This is a genomic window from Arthrobacter sp. Y3224198 (assembly GCF_059090025.1).
Genome location: NZ_JBNHFG010000001.1, coordinates 58,282 through 77,969 on the forward strand (window position 1 = coordinate 58,282; position 19,688 = coordinate 77,969).

14 protein-coding genes are annotated in these 19,688 nt (G+C 67.8%); 7 read left to right on the forward strand and 7 right to left on the reverse strand.

From position 1 onward, the window contains the following. Positions 1-113 precede the first annotated feature (113 nt). Positions 114-1,118 carry a lipoyl synthase gene (gene lipA / locus AC5RUF_RS00280; protein WP_494129317.1) on the reverse strand — a complete coding sequence of 335 codons (1,005 nt, stop codon included), beginning with the start codon at positions 1,116-1,118 and terminating at the stop codon, positions 114-116. Then, entirely contained in the window at positions 1,115-1,840 is a 726-nt protein-coding gene (gene lipB, locus AC5RUF_RS00285) for a lipoyl(octanoyl) transferase LipB (protein ID WP_493997771.1), read from the reverse strand. Before lipB ends, lipA begins: the two co-directional genes overlap by 4 nt. Before the next feature lie 157 nt (positions 1,841-1,997). Here lipB and AC5RUF_RS00290 point away from each other — a divergent pair, with 157 nt between their 5' ends. Together AC5RUF_RS00290 and AC5RUF_RS00295 are read left to right on the forward strand one after the other, a co-directional pair. Then, entirely contained in the window at positions 1,998-3,935 is a 1,938-nt protein-coding gene (locus AC5RUF_RS00290) for a serine/threonine-protein kinase (protein ID WP_494129318.1), read from the forward strand. A gap of 48 nt (positions 3,936-3,983) precedes the next feature. After that, on the forward strand, positions 3,984-7,532 hold the full coding sequence (locus AC5RUF_RS00295) for a S41 family peptidase (protein WP_494129319.1): 3,549 nt from the start codon (positions 3,984-3,986) through the stop codon (positions 7,530-7,532). Positions 7,533-7,610: 78 nt separating this feature from the next. Here AC5RUF_RS00295 and AC5RUF_RS00300 read toward each other — a convergent pair whose 3' ends face one another. The 5 genes from AC5RUF_RS00300 to AC5RUF_RS00320 all read right to left on the reverse strand — a co-directional run bounded on the left by AC5RUF_RS00300 (position 7,611) and on the right by AC5RUF_RS00320 (position 13,844). Continuing rightward, positions 7,611-8,039: an OsmC family protein gene (locus AC5RUF_RS00300; RefSeq protein WP_494129320.1), complete on the reverse strand. Its 429-nt coding sequence runs from the start codon at positions 8,037-8,039 to the stop codon at positions 7,611-7,613. A 79-nt stretch (positions 8,040-8,118) separates the two neighbouring features. Beyond that, complete coding sequence (locus AC5RUF_RS00305; RefSeq protein WP_493997266.1) at positions 8,119-8,466, reverse strand: hypothetical protein; 348 nt, start codon at positions 8,464-8,466, stop codon at positions 8,119-8,121. Positions 8,467-8,834: 368 nt separating this feature from the next. Beyond that, positions 8,835-10,619: a 2-oxoglutarate dehydrogenase, E2 component, dihydrolipoamide succinyltransferase gene (gene sucB, locus AC5RUF_RS00310; RefSeq protein ID WP_494129321.1), complete on the reverse strand. Its 1,785-nt coding sequence runs from the start codon at positions 10,617-10,619 to the stop codon at positions 8,835-8,837. Between the two features lie 123 nt (positions 10,620-10,742). Beyond that, positions 10,743-12,125: a dihydrolipoyl dehydrogenase gene (lpdA, locus tag AC5RUF_RS00315; RefSeq protein ID WP_494129322.1), complete on the reverse strand. Its 1,383-nt coding sequence runs from the start codon at positions 12,123-12,125 to the stop codon at positions 10,743-10,745. Positions 12,126-12,314: 189 nt separating this feature from the next. Then, positions 12,315-13,844, reverse strand: a complete 1,530-nt coding sequence (locus AC5RUF_RS00320; protein WP_494129323.1) for a leucyl aminopeptidase — start codon at positions 13,842-13,844, stop codon at positions 12,315-12,317. 271 nt (positions 13,845-14,115) lie between these two features. On the opposite strand from AC5RUF_RS00320, the gene AC5RUF_RS00325 reads away from it, so the two are divergent. The 5 genes from AC5RUF_RS00325 to AC5RUF_RS00345 all read left to right on the forward strand — a co-directional run bounded on the left by AC5RUF_RS00325 (position 14,116) and on the right by AC5RUF_RS00345 (position 19,671). Beyond that, a complete protein-coding gene (locus AC5RUF_RS00325) occupies positions 14,116-15,180 on the forward strand; it encodes a proteasome assembly chaperone family protein (RefSeq protein ID WP_494129324.1) in 1,065 nt (354 codons plus the stop codon). Between the two features lie 33 nt (positions 15,181-15,213). Beyond that, a complete protein-coding gene (locus tag AC5RUF_RS00330; RefSeq protein WP_494129436.1) occupies positions 15,214-16,551 on the forward strand; it encodes an MFS transporter in 1,338 nt (445 codons plus the stop codon). Positions 16,552-16,619: 68 nt separating this feature from the next. Further along, positions 16,620-17,375, forward strand: a complete 756-nt coding sequence (locus tag AC5RUF_RS00335) for an ABC transporter ATP-binding protein (protein ID WP_493998168.1) — start codon at positions 16,620-16,622, stop codon at positions 17,373-17,375. 10 nt (positions 17,376-17,385) lie between these two features. After that, entirely contained in the window at positions 17,386-18,141 is a 756-nt protein-coding gene (locus tag AC5RUF_RS00340) for an ABC transporter permease (RefSeq protein WP_493998167.1), read from the forward strand. Between the two features lie 144 nt (positions 18,142-18,285). Next, the gene (locus AC5RUF_RS00345) at positions 18,286-19,671 is read left to right on the forward strand and encodes a DUF4192 domain-containing protein (RefSeq protein ID WP_494129325.1); all 1,386 of its coding nucleotides are present in this window, start codon (positions 18,286-18,288) and stop codon (positions 19,669-19,671) included. Positions 19,672-19,688 lie beyond the last annotated feature (17 nt).

Genomic DNA, 19,688 nt, shown 5'->3' on the forward strand with positions numbered 1-19,688 from the left:
GAGTCAATTCTACGTGATGCGGGCGTGCGGTTATGAAGGGCGCGCTCTGATGAAGCGGAGCACTGTTGTAACGATCGCAGTCCGGCAGGCGGGGCGTTTCCCCGCCGGCGGGATCAGGAGCGGGCGAGAATGGAGGAGGCTTCCTGCAGTGTGGTGCCGGAGTCCTCGATGTGGGCCAGCAGCGGGGGAAGCTCCCGGCCCTTGCGGCGCATGGCCCCGGCCCAGAGCCGGCCGGCCCGGTAGGAGGAGCGCACCAGGGGCCCGCTCATCACGCCCAGGAACCCCAGTTCCTCCGCCTCGGTGCTGATGTCCACGAATTCCTGCGGCTTGACCCACCGGTCCACCGGCAGGTGCCGTTCGCTCGGACGCAGGTACTGGGTGATGGTGAGCAGGTCGCACCCGGCGTCGCGCAGGTCCTTCAACGCGCCGCTGACCTCTTCGCGGGTCTCACCCATCCCTAGGATCAGGTTGGACTTGGTGACCATGCCCATGTTCTGGCCCTGCGTGATGACGTCCAGGGAGCGCTCGTACCGGAACGCGGGCCGGATCCGCTTGAACAGGCGCGGAACCGTTTCAACGTTGTGGGCAAAGACTTCGGGCTGCGCCTCGCAGATATCGATGATGTGCTCCACCTTGCCGGAGAAGTCGGGAATGAGGATCTCGACGCCGGTGCCCGGGTTCAGTTCGTGGATCTTGCGGATGGTCTCGGCATAGAGCCAGACGCCTTCGTCTTCCAGGTCATCCCGGGCTACGCCCGTGACCGTGGCGTAGCGCAGGTTCATCTGCTGCACCGAGCGCGCCACCTTCGTCGGTTCCATCCGGTCCAGGGCGGAGGGTTTGCCGGTATCGATCTGGCAGAAGTCGCAACGGCGCGTACATTCGGAGCCGCCGATCAGGAACGTGGCCTCGCGGTCCTCCCAGCATTCGAAGATGTTCGGGCAGCCGGCCTCCTCGCAGACGGTGTGCAGTCCCTCCGTCTTCACCTGCTTCTTCAGCTCCACGAACTCCGGGCCCATGTTCACTTTGGCCTTGATCCATTCGGGCTTGCGTTCCACGGGTACGGCGGCGTTGCGCTGTTCAATGCGCAGCAGGCGGCGTCCTTCAGGGGCGAGGGTCACAGCAGGGCTCCTTTCGGCCGGCCGTCGGCAGGGATGGCGCCGGCGCCGGGGACTTCTGTCGGGGTAAAGCCGGTCAGGTCCGCGGCGCGGACGGTTAGTTCTGCTTCAATGCGGCCGACGACGTCCGCAGGGGACACGGTCCGCCCGGTTTCGGCGCTGATCGAGGTGGTGCCGGCGTCGGTGATTCCACAGGCGATGATCTGGCTGTAGGGCGCCAGGTCATTGCTGCAGTTGAGGGAAAAACCGTGCATGGTCACCCCGTGGTGCACACGGATGCCCACGGCAGCGATCTTGCGGTCCGGGACGCCGAAAGGCAGCCCGTCTCCGCGCACCCACACGCCGGAGCGGCCATCGACGCGGACGCCGGAAATCCCGTAGTCCTGCAGCACGCAGATGACGGCGGCTTCCAGGGCGGCGACATACGCCTTGACGTGCGCGGGATCGGCCAGATGCAGGATGGGGTACCCCACCAGTTGTCCCGGACCGTGCCAGGTCAGTTTGCCGCCGCGGTCCACGTCGATCACGGGTGTGCCGTCGAAGGGGCGTTCGTGCGCCTCGGTCCGCCGTCCTGCCGTGTATACCGGCGTGTGCTCGAGAAGCAGGACCGTGTCGGGCGCTTCGCCCGCCAGAACCTGCCGGTGCAGCTGCTGCTGCAGGTCCCAGCCTGCCGAATAATCCACGTAGTGCGGAGCCAGGCCTACGCGGGTGAACTCCAAAGCCATGGGGACTAGCCTAGACCCCCGCGGACGTAATGTGGACCACATCGCGCTGCCGCCTGCGGGGCGCTGTTTGCGGGCCTGCCGGAACCTGCCGGCCGGCTCTCTGACTACCTTGTGGATAACCGGACGGCGGGCCGGCAGCGGTTGACACTGGGGTGCCATGGACACTTCCCCGGGGAACCGCAACCCTTCACCTCCTGATGCCGCTCTGCCTCCCGTCCCCGCTGCGCCCGGGTTTGCGGTGGACCGGCTGCTGGGGGTAGGTGCCAGCGGGGCGGTGTGGCTGGTACACAACGACGCCGGGCAGCGCTTTGCGCTGAAAGTGCCCGCCGGCGCCGGGCACCGGGCGTTCGAGGCCCGCCGGGAAGTCAACGTGCTGGCGCGGCTTGAGCATCCGCACCTGGTGGCGATGCATGGTGTAGCCGAGACCGACCAGGGGGACGGCCTGGTAGTGGGGTACGCCGCCGGCGGCAGCGTCGGGGCCCTCGTGGCGGCCCGCGGACCGGTCCGGCCCGGGGAAGCAGTGACGGTCCTGGTGGGGATCGCGGATGCCCTGGCCTATCTGCACGCGCGGGGAGCCTCACACGGGGATGTTTCCCCGGCCAACATCCTGTTCACCGCAGGGGGCAAACCGCAGCTGGCAGATTTCGGCCAGTCCCGCCTGCTGGGTGAACCCGGATCGCCCGTACCGGGGACTCCCGGGTTCACGGCACCCGAGGCCGGAGGGGCCGCCGGGCGGCGGGCCGCCCGAAGCCGCCTCGGATCAGCCGGGGACATATACGCGCTCGCCGCCGTCGGATGGTTCCTGCTCACCGGTAACATCCCGCCCCCGGTCAGGGACCGGCCGCCGCTTTCCATCCTGGTGCCCGGGGTGGGCAGGGAGCTTCCGGCCCTGCTCGAGGCGGGACTGGCGGAGGATCCGGACGAGCGCCCCTCAGCGGAGGAAATGGCGGCATGGGCCTACCGTGGCGCCGCGGCGCTGCCCGTGGACCTGGTGGCGTCGGCGCATCCCGAGGTGCGGCCCGAACTGATGACGCGCCGCACCGGATCGGCAGCCCGCGGGGGAGCGGGCGGGGGAGCGGGCAGGGGACCGGGCAGACGCGGACTGCTGCGCCGGAGGGGAGGAAGGCGCAGGGTAGGGCGGAACCGCAGGGGAAATGACATCGGGGATTGGCCGGGAGCAGGAGACGCGGGCGCAGCGGGCGGCAGTGCGGGCGGTGCCCGGCGGAACGGGCGGAACGGGCGGGTGCGCACGGGCAGGAGAGAGCGCCGCAGCATGCCGGGTATGCAGAGCATGCCGGGTATGCAGGAGGATGCGGGGCAGCGGGGGAGCAGGGACGGAAGGCAGAGCCGGCTCCTGCCTCGTGCCGCTGCAGCGCTGGTGGTGTCCGTACTCCTCCTGGCCGGCATCGCGCTCGCAGCTCCGGACCTGCTCCGTGCCGACTCGAACCGATCAGCAGGACAAGCATCACGTCCGGCCGTCCCTCCCACTGTTCCGGCTCCCACTGTGCCAGCTGCCACCCTGCCGGCTCCCACTGTTCCGGCGCCCGTGGCGGAAGCCGACGCGAGCGGGACGGTGCTTCCTGCGCCGATGGGAACTGCAAGCCTGCCGGCAGGCCCTGCCCCCGGATCTCCTGCCCCGGGGGTGCCCGTGGAGGCGCTGGTGGAGCGGACCAGGGCCACGGATCCGGCAGAGGCCGTGCCGGCGCTCGCGGAACTGCGTGCGCTGGCTTTCAGCAGTGCAGACGCGAGACTGCTGGACCACGTGGATGTACCGGGATCCGAGGCGATGCTGGCTGACCGCGAACTGGTGTCACTGCTCCTGCAGGAAGGCAGGAGATTCCGTGGGCTGAGCCTGGCGGCGGATGTAGTCGCTGCGGTCCCAGGAAGTGCCGGCACGGCACACGCAACCGGGCCCGGCGCGGCTGGGCCGGGGGCGGTGCAGCTGGGTGTCCGGCTGACGGTTGGGCCGTACCAACAGGTGGATGCGGCAGGAATGGTCCTGGCCGAGGAACCGGCACAGCAGCAGGATGTGGTGCTGGAACTGGTGCAAACCGCAGGGGAATGGAAAATCAGCAGGGTGCTGGTTCCCGAATAATGCAGGTTGCTGCCCGGACAAGCAGGGGCCGAAAGATAGGATCGGTTTATGAGTCCAACTGCTTACCTTCGTTACCCCGATCTGCGCGACGACCTGATCACTTTTGTGGCGGAAGACGACGTCTGGATGGCCCCGGTTGCCGGCGGCCGTGCCTGGCGGGTCTCCGCCATGGGGCTGCCGGCGCGAAGCCCCAAGTTTTCGCCGGACGGAACCCGCCTGGCGTGGCAGGTTGTCCAGGGCGGCGCCCCGGAAATCGTCACGGCTGACGTCGACGGCGGCGACTTCCGCCAGCTGACCTTCTGGGGCAGCCAGAGCACCCGCCTGAAGGGGTTCAACTCCGCCGGACGGGTCATCGCCACCACGTCGGTGGAGCAGGAGGACAACCGGCTGCGCTGGGCCTTCGAGGTGCCCCTGGACGGTGCTGCGCCCGTCAAGCTGCCCTACGGTCCGGTGGAAACGCTTGCCGAAGGGCCCGCCGTGGGGGACGAACGCCCGATGGTGATCGGCAGCATGCTCACCCGCGAGCAGGCGTGGTGGAAACGGTACCGCGGCGGCACGGCGGGAAAGCTCTGGATCGATGCCGACGGAAACGGGGAGTTCGAGCGCCTGGTGCCCGAACTGGACGGCAACCTTTCGGACCCTATGTGGATCGACGGCCGCATCGTCTTCCTCTCTGACCACGAGGGTTACGGCAACCTGTACTCGGTGACGCCGCAGGGAACGGACCTCCGCCGCCACACCGATTTCGAAGGTTTCTATGTGCGGCACGCGTCCTCGGATGGCAGCCGCATCGTGTTCGAGTCCGCCGGCCGCATCTGGTTCCTGCCCTCCCTCGATGCCGACGCACAGCCGGTGGACATTGTCCTCGGCTCGGCGGGCACCGCGCGGCGCCCCCGGCCACTCGACGTCGCCAAGCACCTGGCCGGTGCCGTGCCGGATGCCACCGGCAGCGCCAGCGTGGTGGAAAGCCACGGCACCCTGCACTGGCTCGCCCACCGGGACGGACCCTCACGAGTCATCGAGGCCGATTCCGCCGTCAGGGCCCGCCTCGGCCGCCCGCTGGGGAACTCCAAGGCGGTATACGTCAGTGACCGTGACGGTGAAGATGCCGTCTACATCTGCAACGTTTTCGGTGAAGTTCACGCTGCCGGCGCAGTCCCGGCCCGGACCCGTGACGCCGGATCGGAACCGGACACCGCTACGGGACTCGTCCTCCCGCGCCCGGTGTCGGCCACCGGGAACGGTAACGGGTCCGCTCCGGTTCCCGTGCTCACAGACGAGCAGCCTGCCGGTGCGCCCGACGCCGGGCAGGCCGGAGACAAGGTCCATGACGAGGGTGCGGACGGCGGCACCGTCCGCATCGGGTTCGACCGTCCCACGCGGGTCAGCCAGCTGGCAGCCAGCCCTGACGGCAACCGGGTGGGTGTGGCGACCGAATACGGCGAAGTGTTCCTGCTCGATGTTGCCACCGGCGAACTGACCCCGGTTGCAGCCTCGGACTTCGGCGCGGTGGACCAGTTGGCCTTCTCGCCCGATTCACAGTGGCTCGCCTGGGCCGAACCGGTAAACGCAGGCGGGAGCCGGTCACGGATCCGCCTGCGGGCGGTGACCGGCAGCGACACTGTCATCGACGTCACCGACGGCCGCTTCAGTGACCACGACCCGGCCTTCACGAAGGACGGGAAATACCTGGCGTTCCTCTCCGAGCGAAGCTTCGACCCGGTCTACGACACGCACCGGTTTGACCTGAGCTTCCCGTCCTCCACCAAACCCTTCATGGTGGCCCTGGCTGCCGGAACGCCATCGCCGTTCGGTCCGGCCGTGTCCGGCGGAATGCCTGCGGACACGGCCGGCGACGGGGACAAGGAAGGTACTCCCACTGTCCGGGTCGACGCCGAACGCATAGCCGACCGGATCATCGCGGTGCCGGTGCCGCAGGGACGTTACGAGAAGCTCCGCGCCGCGGACAACGCACTCCTGTGGCAGGCCACGGACATCTTCGGCGTTACCGGCGACGGCCGCGCCACCGCCACGGACCGGGAACCGGCATCACGGCTGGAACGGTTTGACCTGGAGAAGAAGGACGTCTCGGTTCTGGTGCCTGCACTGGACACCTACGAAGTCAGCGGCGACGGATCTCGACTGGTGCTGCGGCACGAGGGCAATGTCCGCGTGGTTCCGTCCGGCGCCCGTGTGGAGGAAGACTCCGCAGAAAACGTCCGGGTGGACCTCGGCCGGATCCGCGTGCGCATCGATCCCGTCAAGATGTGGGGGCAGGCCTTCGACGAGGCGTGGCGGCTGCAGCGTGACTTCTTCTGGGCACCCGACATGGCCGGAATTGACTGGGAAGGCGCCCGTGACCGCTACCGCCCGCTGGTGGAGAACCTCGGCAGCCACGATGACCTGGTTGACCTGCTCTGGGAAATGCACGGCGAACTGGGAACCTCCCATGCCTATGTCACTCCCGCACCCGCAGCCGAACCCGGTTCCGGGGCCCAGGGCTTCCTGGGTGCCGACCTGCGGCCCGCCGCCGGGGGGTGGGAAGTTGTCCGCATCCTCGCCGCCGAGTCATCCGACCCGCAGGCCGTCTCGCCGCTGAGCGCCCCCGGCGCCGATGTCCATCCCGGTGACATCATTGCCGCAGTGGACGGCGTTCCGGTTCCCGCAGCCCAGGGGCCCGCTGTCCTGCTGGCCGGTGCCGCCGGCCGGGCCGTCGAACTGACGATTGTCCCCGCCTCCAAGGAAGGGGAAGCCCCGCAGCAGCGCCGCATCGCCGTCGTCCCGCTGGCCTCCGAAGAAAGGCTGCGGTACCAGAACTGGGTCAGCGCCAACCGGCGTACCGTCCGGGAGGCATCCAACGGCGAGTTCGGCTACCTGCATATCCCGGACATGGTGGCCAACGGCTGGTCCCAGCTGCACCGCGACCTGGATGAGGAAGCGTCCCGCAAGGCGCTCGTGATCGATGTCCGGCGCAACCGCGGCGGCCACACCTCACAGTTGGTCGCCGAGCTGATCGGCCGGAAGGTTACTGCCTGGGAGAACCCGCGCGGCGGCCAGCCCTCCACGTATCCGGCGCACGCACCCCGCGGACCGGTGGTCATCCTCACCGATGAGTTCGCCGGTTCCGACGGCGACATCATCACCCAGACGTCAAAGCTGCGGGGCATCGGTCCCGTCATCGGCACCCGGACCTGGGGTGGCGTCGTCGGCATTGACGGCCGGTTCAAACTGGTGGACGGAACGGCGGTGAACCAGCCCCGGTACGCCTACTGGTTCACCGGCGGCGTGGGCTGGGGCGTGGAGAACCGCGGCGTGGAGCCGGACATCGAGGTTACCTTCCCGCCGCACGCCTACGTGGCCGGTGACGACCCCCAGCTGGAACACGGTGTGGGGATCCTGCGGGAAATGCTCACCGAGCTGCCCACGGACCAGCCGCCGGCCCGGGCGGGTTATCCCGTCCTGCAGCCGGCGCCGCTGCCGCCCCGGCCGCAGGGTCGTCAGGGCGAGCACGGGCAGGAGGGCGGCGGGCTGTCCATTCCAGCCCCCGTGTCCGCCGGCACGGGCAGCGCCGACGAATCCAAGGAGAACCGGCACTAGGACCGGCACGGACAAACGGGAAGGGCCCGGACTGCGATTGCAGTCCGGGCCCTTCCCGTATCGGCGGCGTCCAGGCGGTCAGGACTCCAGGGAGGCATCCATGGTGATCTCAATGCCGGCCAGGGCCTGGGACACGGGGCAGCCGGTCTTGGCCGATTCGGCCAGGTCGTCGAACTGCTCTGCGGTCAGGCCGGGAACGACGGCGGTGACCTTCAGGTGGCTGCCGGTGATGCCGGTGCCCGGAACAAACGTCACATCTGCGGAGGTGGTGATGCGTTCGGCCGTCTTACCGGCTTCGGCCAGCGCGTTGCTGAAGGCCATGGAGAAACATGCCGAGTGGGCGGCCGCGATGAGTTCCTCCGGGCTGGTCTTGCCGTTGGCCTCTTCGGCCCGTGCCTTCCACGTGACGTCGTAGGTGCCCAGGGCGGAGCTGTCGAGGGTCACATCGCCCTTGCCGTTGAAGAGGTCGCCGTTCCAGACGGTGTGGGCTGAGCGGACTGTAGCCATGGGGTCTCCTTAAACAGTGATGGGATGGGGCCGGTCGAAACCGGCGCACCATCCCATCCTATTTCGGCTGTTGTGCCTGCTACCACATAGTGGCAAGCGCGATGTTGACGACTGTGAGGATACCGACGCCGTGGGCAAGGCCGGCAGGGACCTTTTCGTCCTTCTTGTAGCGGCGCTGGCCGATGAAGGCGAGCACGGCAATAACCAGGGCGATTGTCAGCTTGAAGGCGATCTTCAGGTGGTTCACGTCGCCGTCGCCCGCTTCTGCAACGCCAACCAGGGCAAGGCCCGTGATCAGCTGCAGCAGGGCGCCGTGGAACTGGCCCGGCAGTACGGTCGGGTTCTTGATCCGGGCGAACCACAGACCGACGATGATGGCCGCACCGAGAATGTGCAGGAAAACGAGGAAGCTCTGAAGGATATCCATACCTCAAGTTTACCGACAGCGTGTCAGCACATTGCCCACATAACGCCCCTGCGGCGTAACTTTTCTACAACATGTAGAGAAAACCGGGTTCCGCATCCCCTGCCGGAGCCTGGTCCGCCGCCAGCCGGATCCGCCGGCGGGCCAGGGGCGGGCTCCCCCCCTGCCCCCGCCCCGTCCGTCCTTCCCACGCTTTGTGACTGTCGTTACCAGCGAGGTCACACCAGCCACAGCTGTACCGAAGCATGGGAAGTCCGGCACCAGGGCCGGCCTCCGTCAGCCGCACCACCCGGAGGGTGCAGCGGGAAACGGCGCAGGGCGCCCTCCCGAAAACGGGAGAGCGCCCTGCGAAGGTGCAGCCGGTGCTTCTGCTAGAGGCCCAGGTCCGACTCGAAGTTACCCTCTTCGAGGCGTGCCTTCAGCGTCTGCAGGAAGCGTCCTGCATCGGCGCCGTCCACCAGGCGGTGGTCGTACGTCAGGGAGAGGTACATCATCGACCGGATGGCGATGTTGTCATTGCCCTCGGCATCGGTGACAACCATGGGGCGCTTGACGATGGCGCCGGTGCCCAGGATGCCGACCTGCGGCTGGTTGATGATCGGGGTGTCGAAGAGGGCTCCGACGCTGCCGATGTTCGTGATGGTGAACGTGCCGCCGGACAGCTCGTCGGGGCCGATCTTGTTGTTGCGGGTGCGGCTGCCGACATCGGCGATCTTCTTGGCGAGACCGGTGATGTTGAGGTCGCCGGCATCGTTGATGACCGGAACCAGCAGGCCCTTCTCGGTGTCCACGGCAATGGCGAGGTGCTCGGAGTCGTGGTACGTGATCTCCTGCGTCTCGTTGTCGTAGGAGGCGTTCAGCTTCGGGTGCTGCTTGAGTGCCTCGACAACGGCCTTGGCGATGAACGGCAGGAAGGTGAGCTTCGCGCCGTTCTGCTGCTGGAAGTTGCCCTTGGCCTTCTGGCGCAGTGCCGCGATGCGGGTCATATCCACTTCGTGCACCTGGGTCAGCTGTGCCGACTCCTCCAGCGACTCGCGCATGCGGCGGGCGATGGTCTGGCGGATGCGCGGAGCCTTCACGGTGGTGCCGCGCAGCTTGGCGCTGGCTTCGCTGATCTGCGCGGGAGCTGCCTTGTCCGAAGACGCAGGGGCAGCAGCCGGTGCAGAGGATGCCGCAGGCTGGGAGGAGGCCTTCTTGGCTTCGGCAGCCTCGAGTACATCCTGCTTGCGGATGCGGCCGGCAACACCGGAACCCTTCACGGTGGAGAGGTCCACCCCGTGCTCGTTGGCGAGCTTGCGCACCAGCGGGGTCACGTAGGTGCCCTCGCCGGAGTCAGCCTTGGGAGCCTCCTGCTTGGGGGCTTCCTGCTTGGGGGCCTCCTGTTTCGGAGCTTCCTGCTTGGGGGCTTCCTGCTTCGGCTCTTCCTTCTTTTCCGGCTCGGCGGCCGGAGCTTCACGCTCGTCCTTGGAGGCCGCCGCTACGGGCTCGGCTTCCTTCGGCTCGGCCTTTGCCGGGGCGGCGGCACCGGAACCGATAACGGCCAGCACGGAGCCGACCTCGGCGGTGTCGTCCTCGTTGACGCGGATTTCCAGCAGCTTGCCGGCCACGGGGGAGGGGATCTCCGTGTCGACCTTGTCGGTGGAGACCTCCAGCAGCGGCTCATCCATCTCGACGTCGTCGCCCACGGCCTTCAGCCAGCGGGTGACGGTGCCTTCGGTGACGGATTCGCCCAGTGCCGGCAGGGTGACCTCGGTGCCTTCGCCCGAACCGGAATCGGAGGAAGCGGGTGCCTCTTCGGCGGCCGGAGCCTCCTCGCCTGCAGGAGCCGGAGCCTCTTCTGCCGGAGCTTCCTGGGCCGGGGCTTCCTGGTTGGCGGCGCTGCCGCCGTCGTCATGCTGGGCGCCGGAGCCGGAGCCGGAGCCGTCGCCGATGCGCACAAGTGCGGCACCAACCTCGGCGGTCTCGTCTTCGGCCACGAGGATTTCCTCGATGACGCCCGCCACGGGGGAGGGGATCTCGGTGTCGACCTTGTCGGTGGACACCTCCAGCAGCGGCTCGTCAACCTCGACGCTGTCGCCGACGTTCTTGAGCCAGCGGGTGACTGTACCTTCGGTGACGCTTTCACCAAGGGCGGGTAAGTTCACGGTTTCAGACATATTGTCCCCGTTTCTCCTTGTTAGATCTTTTGTGCCCAGCCGTACCGCTGGTGCCGGTGATGTTTTCCCGCGGGGGCGCTGCCGGCGGACCGGCGGCGCCTCCGCGGAAGTGAATTCTTTGGGCTAACCGTGAAGCGGCTTGCCGGCCAGGGCCATCGCGGCCTCACCCAGGGCTTCGTTCTGGGTGGGGTGTGCGTGGATCAGGCTGGCAATATCCTCAGGGTACGCCTCCCAGTTAACGATCAGCTGGGCTTCGCCGATCTGCTCGCCGATGCGGCCGCCGATCATGTGGACGCCCACAATGGGGCCGTCCTTCTCGCGGACCATTTTGATGAGGCCGGAGGAGCCGAGGATGGAGGTCTTGCCGTTGCCGGCCAGGTTGTATTCCTGGATCTCAACGTTTTCGGCGCCCAGCTTGTCCTTGGCCTTGGCCTCGGTCAGGCCGACGGAAGCAATTTCCGGCTCGCAGTAGGTGACCTTGGGGATGTTGACGTCCTCGACGACAACCGGCTTCAGTCCGGCGATTTCTTCGGCAACGAAGATGCCCTGCTGGAAGCCGCGGTGTGCGAGCTGCAGGCCGGGAACAATGTCGCCCACGGCGTAGATGTTGCCGACGCCGGTGTGCAGGCGGTCGTTGGTGATGACGAACCCGCGGTCCATGGTGATGCCGGCTTCTTCGTAGCCCAGGTTGGCGGTGACGGGGCCGCGGCCCACGGCCACGAGCATCAGGTCAGCCTCGAAGGTCTTGCCGTCGGCCAGTGTGACGACAACGCCGTCGTCGTTCTGCTTGACGTTGTCGAAGAAGATGCCGGTGCTGAACTTGATGCCGCGCTTCTTGTAGGCGCGTTCCAGGTTCTTGATGATGGCCGCGTCTTCGTTCGGGACCAGGGAAGGCAGGCCCTCCACAATGGTGACGTCCACACCGAAGGAGTTCCACACGGAGGCGAATTCGACGCCGATGACGCCGCCGCCGAGGATGACCGCGCTCTTGGGCACGGTGTCCATCTTCAGTGCCTGGTCCGAGGTGATGACCTTGCCGCCGATTTCCAGGCCCGGCAGTGAACGGGAGTAGGAGCCGGTGGCCAGGATGATGTTCGTGCCGGTGTAGGTCTCGCCGTTGACCTCAATGGTCTTTTCGCTGGTGAGCTTGCCTTCGCCCTCGATGACGGTGATGCCCTTGGACTTGATCAGGCCCTGCAGGCCGCGGAACTTGCCCGCAATGATGTTGTCCTTGTAGGAGTTCACAGCGTTCATGTCGATCGAGTCGAACGTGGCGTTGATGCCGTACTTGGACGCCGTCTTGGCGTTCTCCGCGATTTCCGCGGAGTGCAGCAGTGCCTTGGTGGGGATGCAGCCGTTGTGAAGGCAGGTCCCGCCCAGCTTCCCCTTTTCAATGAGACCTACGGAGAATCCCAGCTCCACGGAACGCAGTGCTGCGGCGTAGCCGCCACTGCCTCCGCCGAGGATCAGGATGTCGAACTCTTGCGCAGCTGCCTTATCGGCCACTTGGACGCTCCCTCGCGTAATCGTTGACGCGCCCATGCGCGCCGGTGAGTATTTGGGCGTTTGTGATCAGGTCTCACCCTATCGCCCCCTACCACCGGCATCCACTTGGAGACAGGCGGTAGGGGGTGAAGTGTAACGAGAAACACCAGCCACATTCGTCAGTTCCGTTTCACGGAACCGGATTGGGTGCTACGAAGCGCGGGCGACCACGTCTTCGGCGTAGGCCACCAGGGTACGGACGGCGACGCCGGTGCCCTCCTTCGGGGTGTAGCCGTAGGGCGAGCCCTCGTTGAAGGCCGGGCCGGCGATGTCCAGGTGGGCCCACGGGATCTTGGTGCCGTTAACCTCGCCCACGAATTCACGCAGGAAGGTCGCGGCGGTCATCATGCCGCCGAAACGCTCGCCGTGGTTGGCGATGTCGGCCACCTGGGAATCCAGGCTGGCGCGCAGCTCCTCCGGGATGGGCATCGGCCAGAACAGCTCGCCGGCGCGGTCGGCGGCGGCCTTGACGGCGTCGCGCACCCCTTCTTCACCCATAACGGCCGAGACCCGGTTGCCCAGGGCGATCATCTGGGCACCGGTGAGGGTGGCGACGTCGATGATGGCGTCCGGTGCTTCCTCACTGGCGGCAACCAGGCCGTCGGCCATGACCAGCCGGCCCTCGGCATCGGTGTTGAGGACCTCGACGGTGCGGCCGCCGTAAGTGGTCATCACGTCGGAGGGACGCTGGGCGGTGCCCGAGGGCATGTTCTCGGCGATGCACAGCCAGGAGGTGACCTTGATGGGCAGTCCCAGCTCGGCGATGGCGAGCAGCGCGTTGAGCACGACGGCGGCGCCGCCCATGTCCGATTTCATGGCCTGCATGCCGGCCGGCGGCTTCAGCGACAGTCCGCCCGAATCGAAGGTGATGCCCTTGCCCACCAGGGCCAGCTTCACCTTGGACCGCAGGGGCGCGTATTCGAGCTTCACCAGCCGCGGCGGGCGGGCCGAGCCCTTGCCGACGCCGAGGATCCCGCCGAAGCCTTCGCGTTCAAGCTTCTTCTCATCCATTACCGTGACCTTCACGGGCAGTGACTTCGCCAGGTCCTTGGCGGCAGCGGCGAAGGTCTCCGGGTAAAGGTGGCTCGGCGGCTGGTTGACCAGGGTGCGGGTGGCGTTGACCGCACGGCCCAGGATGCGGGCGCGTTCCAATGCGGGCTTCAGCGCCTTGTCATCGGCGGCGGCAGTAATCACGGTGATGGCCGATACGGGCGCAGGGACCTTGCCGGCGCTGGCGGCGCTGCGGTGCTGGGTGAAGCTGTAGGCGCCGAACAGGGCACCTTCGGCGACGGCGGCGGCGTCGGAAACGGTGGCGGCCGGCAGCGCCAGTGCTACGGAGCCGGTCCCGGCAATCTGGCGCACAGCGGAGCCGGCAGCACGGCGGAGGGTCTCTTCGGAGATGGCGACCCCGGGGGACACCGTACCCAGTCCCGTGAGGACGAGCATGTCGGCGTCGGCCTCAGGCAGGCCGGGCAGCCGGTGCACCTGGTCCGCAGCGCCGGTCACGCCGAGCAGCGGCAGCGAAGCAGCCAGGGCAGCGGTGGCCTTGGGGGAGAGCGGGCTCTCGATCAGGACCGGACCGTCGGGGGTCTGCCCGACGCCGATCACGAGGGCGTCGGCGGTTACCTTCCGCCCGTCCTTGGCTACTGCCGACAGGCTGGGTTCACTGGCTTTGTTCACGAAGCTGTTTCCTCACGTTTCTGAGTATCTTTGCCGTTACCACATCGATCGTAGTCTCCCCACGTGCCGGGGTCGCAACGTTGCGTGCCGCAGGGACGGGGCAGGGTGCGGCAACGGACTGCCTTCCGCCCGGCCACGCAGCCGGAATGAAACGGGTACCTGCGTGCGTTTACCCTTGAGTAAGGGCACAGCAGGGCGGAAAGCCGCTGCTAAGCGGCGTCTGGGGCTGTGCCAAAAGCGCATTTACACGAGTTGTCGGGAGGGGTAGGACATGCTTGATCCGCTGACCCTGTTTAACCTGAATCCAGAGGTGGCGGACTCCGCCGATCTGCGCGGACTGAAGCTCCTGGCCGGGTTCACCGGCTTTGCCGAAGCCGGCCATGTGGTCAGCCAGATCCGCGATGAGCTGTTCGATGCCCTGGACCATGACCTGGTGGCCACTTTCGACGCCGACCAGCTGATCGACTACCGCACCCGCCGACCGCAGGTCTCCTTCATCGAGGACCACCTCAGCGACTACGAGCCGCCGCGGCTCGAGCTGCACCGTATGTACGACGGACTGGGCGAACCGTTCCTGTTCCTGACCGGATTCGAACCGGACCTGCAGTGGGAACGTTTTGCCGCCGCCGTGCTGCACCTGGTGCAGGCCTTTGAGGTTGAGCTGGTCTGCTGGGTGCACTCCATTCCGATGCCGGTCCCGCATACCCGTCCCATCGGGGTCACCACGCACGGCAACCGCCCGGACCTGGTCGAAGGGATCAGTTCCTGGACGCCCATCGCGCAGATCCAGGCGGCCGTGGGACATGTGCTGGAAATCCGGCTGACCGACGCCGGCGTCGATGTGGTGGGCCATGTGGTCCATGTGCCGCACTACCTGGCAGAGGCCGAGTTCCCGCCCGCCGCCGTCGCCGGCCTTGAATACCTGGGTGCCGCGGCGTCGCTGGTGCTCCCCACGGACCGGCTGCGCGAGGCCGGCCGCGACGTCGAGCGCCAGATTGCCGAACAGGTGGAGGCCTCCACCGAGGTCAAGGGCGTGGTGGCCACGCTGGAGAAACGCTACGACCAATACACTGAAAGCACCGTCCGGCGTTCCCTGCTGGTCAAGGACAATGACGAACTGGCGGACGCCGAGGAAATCGGTGCCGCGGTTGAGGCGTACCTGGCCAGCCCGCAGGCCGAGGAGGAATCCGAGGCGCTGTGGCCGGAGACCACGCAGGCTGCCGGTCCGGACGGCCGGGACGAGGACGCACAGTCGGATCAGGAGAATGCACCCCATGCCAGCGAGGGCACGGACCACGGCAACAACGACGCCGACGGGCGGCAGGGGCAGGCCTAGCGCACCCGGCGCCCGCCGGAAGCGGGTGTGCCGGTGAACGGTAAGCGGGCCTGGATTGTCTGGTGCGTGGGCGTTTTCGCCTACATGGTTGCGGTCACTCAGCGGACCTCGTTCGGCGTGGCCGGCATTGAGGCGACGGAACGGTTTTCCGCCACCGCGTCGGTGCTCTCCGTCTTCACTGTGGTCCAGCTGCTGGTCTACGCGGGGCTGCAGATCCCCGTGGGCGTGCTGGTGGACCGTTTCGGGCCGCGGCTCCTGATTGCCGGGGGAGCAGCCCTGATGCTCGCCGGCCAGTTCCAACTGGCCACCGCCGACTCCGTGGGTGCCGGCATCCTCGGGCGCTCCCTGGTGGGGGCCGGCGACGCGCTGACCTTCATTTCCGTGCTCCGCCTGTTGCCGGCCTGGTTCTCCGGTCGGAGAATCCCCGTACTGACCCAGTACACCGGCATTGTGGGCCAGCTCGGCCAGATAGCCAGCGCCATTCCCTTCGCCTTCGTGCTGCACCGCTTCGGCTGGAGCACCGCGTTTGTCTCGGCTGCCTCCCTTTCGCTGCTGGCGCTGGTGCTCACGCTCGCCTGCGTCCGGAACCGGCCCGACGGCGGCGAAGCGCCCGTTCCGCTGCCGCTGCGGCAGACCGGCACCTCCCTGGCCGAAGCGTTCGCCCAGCCCGGCACCAGGCTGGGGATGTGGACCCACTACACCGTGCAGTTTCCCGGCACGGTGTTTGTCATGATGTGGGGCTTCCCGTACCTGGTCAGTGCCGAAGGCGTCTCTCCCGCCGTCGCCTCCGGCCTGATGACCTTCTTTGTGGTGGTCGCCATTGTCTGCGGCCCCTGGATGGGTTCCTGGGTGGGACGGCATCCGCTGCGGCGCTCCACCATGGTGCTGCTGATCGCCGGAGCCATGGCCCTGGGCTGGCTCGCCGTGCTGCTGTACCCCGGCCCGGCGCCGCTGTGGCTGCTGGTGCTGCTGGTGGCGCTGCTTGCCGTCGGCGGGCCGGGGTCCATGATCGGTTTCGATTTCGCCCGGACGTACAACCCCAGCCACCGGCTGGGCACGGCCACCGGAATCGTGAACATCGGCGGGTTCATTGCCTCGCTGGTCAGCATGTACCTGATCGGCGTGGTGCTGGACGTGCTGGACAGCAGCGGATTCTCCGGCGGGGACCTGTACGCCCTGGGCTCGTTCCGGATCGCTTTGGCCGTGCAGTTTGCCGTGATGGCCGTAGGGGTCGTGGGGATCCTGCGGACCCGCGCCAAAATCCGTTCGCGCCTGGCCGACGAGGGTTCGCCGCTGCCCCCGCTGCGGGCCGCCCTGGCCCGGGAACGCCAGCGGCGCCGGGAGGACCGCCGGGGGACCGCAGGCCGGTAGCAGCTGCGTGCCGCCGGGGGCGGGCCGCACCCTTGACCCGGTGCAGGGCGTTATCCAGAATTGGCCGCATGACCGGTGCACAGGTGCGCGGGGGCACAGCGGTGGATGTCCGCGGGCTGGCCAAGACTTTCCGCAGCGTGACGGCGCTACAGGACGTCACGTTCTCCGTGGCGGCAGGTGAAACCTTCGGAATCCTCGGTCCCAACGGTGCCGGCAAAACCACCACCGTCGAGTGCGTCACCGGGGCGCTGCGCCCCGACGGCGGGCAGGTCACGGTGCTGGGCGTGGACCCGGCCACGGACCGGGACGCGGTGCGCGAACGCGTGGGCTATCAGCTCCAGGCCGCCGCGATGCCCCCTGCCCTCCGCGTGGAGGAAGCATTGCGGCTCTTCGCGGCCTTTTACCGTTCACCTGCGGATGTAGCGGATCTGCTGCGGACCGTCGGCCTGGAAACGCACCGGAAGCGGGCCTTCGGCAAGCTTTCCGGCGGACAGAAGCAGCGCCTCTCTATCGCCCTTGCCCTCATCGGCAGTCCCGACGTGGTGGTGTTTGACGAGCTGACCACGGGGCTTGATCCCCAGGGCAGGCGGGATGCCCGGGAGCTGATTTCCCGGGTGAAGGACAGGGGCATCACGGTCCTTTTGGTGACCCACTACCTCGACGACGTCGAGCGCCTGTGCGACCGCCTTGCCATTATCGACGCGGGACGGACCCGCTTTGTCGGAACCCCGGCGGAACTGCTCGCCGTTTCCGGACCGGGCTCCGGCGCCGGGTCCCTGGAGGACGCCTACCTTGCCTTCATCGAACAGCCGGCCGGCGAGTGAAGGGAGGACCATGCGTGCCTTGGGAGCCCTGACGCAGGCCGAAGCCAAGCTGTACCTGCGCAATCCGGTGAGCATCTTCATGGCCCTGGTACTGCCCTCGGCCATCCTGCTGCTGCAGGGGTTCGTCATTCCCGGGACCAGGACACCCATGGGAGGGACCGATCCCGTCTACGCGGACCTCCGCCCCATCGACCTGCTGGTGCCCCTTGCCATTGCCGTGGCTCTGTCCAGCGTCGCCGTGACCAACTATCCCTCCGCCATCGGCGGCTACCGGGAGACGGGAGTCCTGCGCCGGCTCGGTGTCACGCCCGTGGGCGCGCACCGGATCCTGTTTTCGCAGTGGATCGTCAGCGCCGCTTCGCTGGCCGTGGCAGTAACCCTGGCCATTGTGCTGGCCCGGCTGGCCTTCGGCAGCCTGATGCCCGCCAGTATTGGGCTGGTGCTCCTGGTGCTGGTCTTCGGGACGGCGGCCATGATGGCCGTGGGGTCGCTTATTGCCGCCGTAGCCGGAACGGCCCAGACCGCCTACGGCATTGGTTTCCTGGTTTTTATGACCTGCATGTTTACCGCCGGGCTGTGGACGCCGGGACCGCTGATGCCCGAGGGCATCCGGCAGGTTGCGTCGCTCACTCCGCTCGGAGCCATGACCCAGGCCCTGACGGCAGCCTGGTACGGCGGACCGCTTACGGCCGTTCCCTTCCTGGTGATGGCCGGCTGGACCGTTCCGTGCTCCCTGTTGGCTGCAAAGGTGTTCCGCTGGACCTGAGCCTGTTTTCCGGGCGGCCGTTCACTCTTCGTCCACACGGACTCTTCCTCCACCCGTCGGCCGTTCCGCCATCGGAGCGGCGGCATATGCACAGGCGCTGCGGGTGCCCTGCGGCTGACGCAAACGCACTGAAAGCCTTGGGACATGAGTACAGAACCGGCCGCCGGCACTCCGCAGAACCCCTTCCGGGTCAGCGCACCGCCGGACATCCTCAGCCTCATTCCCCACACTCTCGGGTTCGAACCGGAAAACTCGCTGGTGCTGATGGCCCTGTGCGGGGGACGCCTTGGCGCTACCCTCCGCCTCGACCTGCCTCCCGGACGGGGGTTCAAGTCCGCTGCCGCAGCGGCGTATGCGCTCAACGCCTGCCGCTTTATGGCTTCCGACCCTGAAGCCGACGGTGCCCTGCTCGCCCTGTATACCGATGAACCCTGGACAACGCCGTCGCATCCGCCCTACCGGCCGCTGGTCCGCCGGCTCGAAAAGGAGTTCAGCGCCGCCGGCCTGCCGCTCCGGGACGGCTGGCTGGTGGGGCCGGACCTGTGGCGCAACTACTTCTGCGGCCGTCCGGACTGCTGCCCCTGGCCGGGCACGCCCAGGCAGCAGATTGCCGACAGCATGCTCAACACCGAACTCATCTACCGGGGGAGCGCCGTGGCTGCCTCGCTGAAAAGCGCGGTGGGGGACGGGTTCCCTGCTTCGTGGGGCAACCAGGGCGCGGTGGGTGCGGCGCAGGCACGGTTTTCCTGCCGGTTAGACGGACGGTGGACCGAGAGCCGGCAGTTCCGGGGGACACTGCTGCGGTGGGTGCGGGCGGCAGGGGTCGAAAGCGGGCAGCCGCGGCCGGCCAACCGACTGCGTGGTGACACGGAACTGGCCGGTTTCCTCCTGGCCAGCCTGTGTGACCGGTCAGTGCGGGACACATTGCTGGTAGCGGGTGCAGCCGGCATTCCGGCGGCATTGCAGGGGGCCCAGGCCAACGGCCTGATGCGCCGGCAGGTCCATGCCCCGGTGTTTCCCAAGCCTGCACCGGCTGGAATCGGCTCGCCGGGCGGAACGGATATGCGGGACGGAGCGGATGCACCCGATGGAACCCCTGCAGACACTGGAGCGGATATGCCGTCCGGAACCGACGCCACGGACCTTTTCGGGGAGGAACCCGTGCCGGGTCGCCCCGCCCCGGCCGCGGCGTCGGCCGGGAACTTCCGGAACATCCTGGTGGGGACGTCATCAACCGCCCCGGACTGGCCCCTGTTGGACCGGATGTACGCAGTCTTCCGCGAGCTTGTCCCGGTGGCCGAGGGGGATCCGAAAGCGGCACTGCTCTCCCTTCTGGCCTGGATCGAATGGGCCCGCGGACGCGGGTCCCGGGCGGACGTCTACCTGCGCCACGCCCTGCAGGCCTCGCCGGACTACCGGTTGGCACTGCTGCTGCGGGAACTGCTGGGGACCGGGGTGCTGCCGGATTGGGCGCGTTCCCGGGCAGCCTCGTGGCCGGGGACGGCAGATGAAGGAGGCCGCGCCGGATAGCGGCGGGCGGGCGCCGG

Coding starts and splice junctions, on each gene's coding strand:
- lipB (WP_493997771.1), bottom strand. CDS start 1,840: ATGGCTTTGGAGTTCACCCGCGTAGGCCTGGCTCCGCACTACGTGGAT.
- AC5RUF_RS00290 (WP_494129318.1), top strand. CDS start 1,998: ATGGACACTTCCCCGGGGAACCGCAACCCTTCACCTCCTGATGCCGCT.
- AC5RUF_RS00295 (WP_494129319.1), top strand. CDS start 3,984: ATGAGTCCAACTGCTTACCTTCGTTACCCCGATCTGCGCGACGACCTG.
- AC5RUF_RS00300 (WP_494129320.1), bottom strand. CDS start 8,039: ATGGCTACAGTCCGCTCAGCCCACACCGTCTGGAACGGCGACCTCTTC.
- AC5RUF_RS00305 (WP_493997266.1), bottom strand. CDS start 8,466: ATGGATATCCTTCAGAGCTTCCTCGTTTTCCTGCACATTCTCGGTGCG.
- sucB (WP_494129321.1), bottom strand. CDS start 10,619: ATGTCTGAAACCGTGAACTTACCCGCCCTTGGTGAAAGCGTCACCGAA.
- AC5RUF_RS00325 (WP_494129324.1), top strand. CDS start 14,116: ATGCTTGATCCGCTGACCCTGTTTAACCTGAATCCAGAGGTGGCGGAC.
- AC5RUF_RS00335 (WP_493998168.1), top strand. CDS start 16,620: ATGACCGGTGCACAGGTGCGCGGGGGCACAGCGGTGGATGTCCGCGGG.
- AC5RUF_RS00340 (WP_493998167.1), top strand. CDS start 17,386: ATGCGTGCCTTGGGAGCCCTGACGCAGGCCGAAGCCAAGCTGTACCTG.
- AC5RUF_RS00345 (WP_494129325.1), top strand. CDS start 18,286: ATGAGTACAGAACCGGCCGCCGGCACTCCGCAGAACCCCTTCCGGGTC.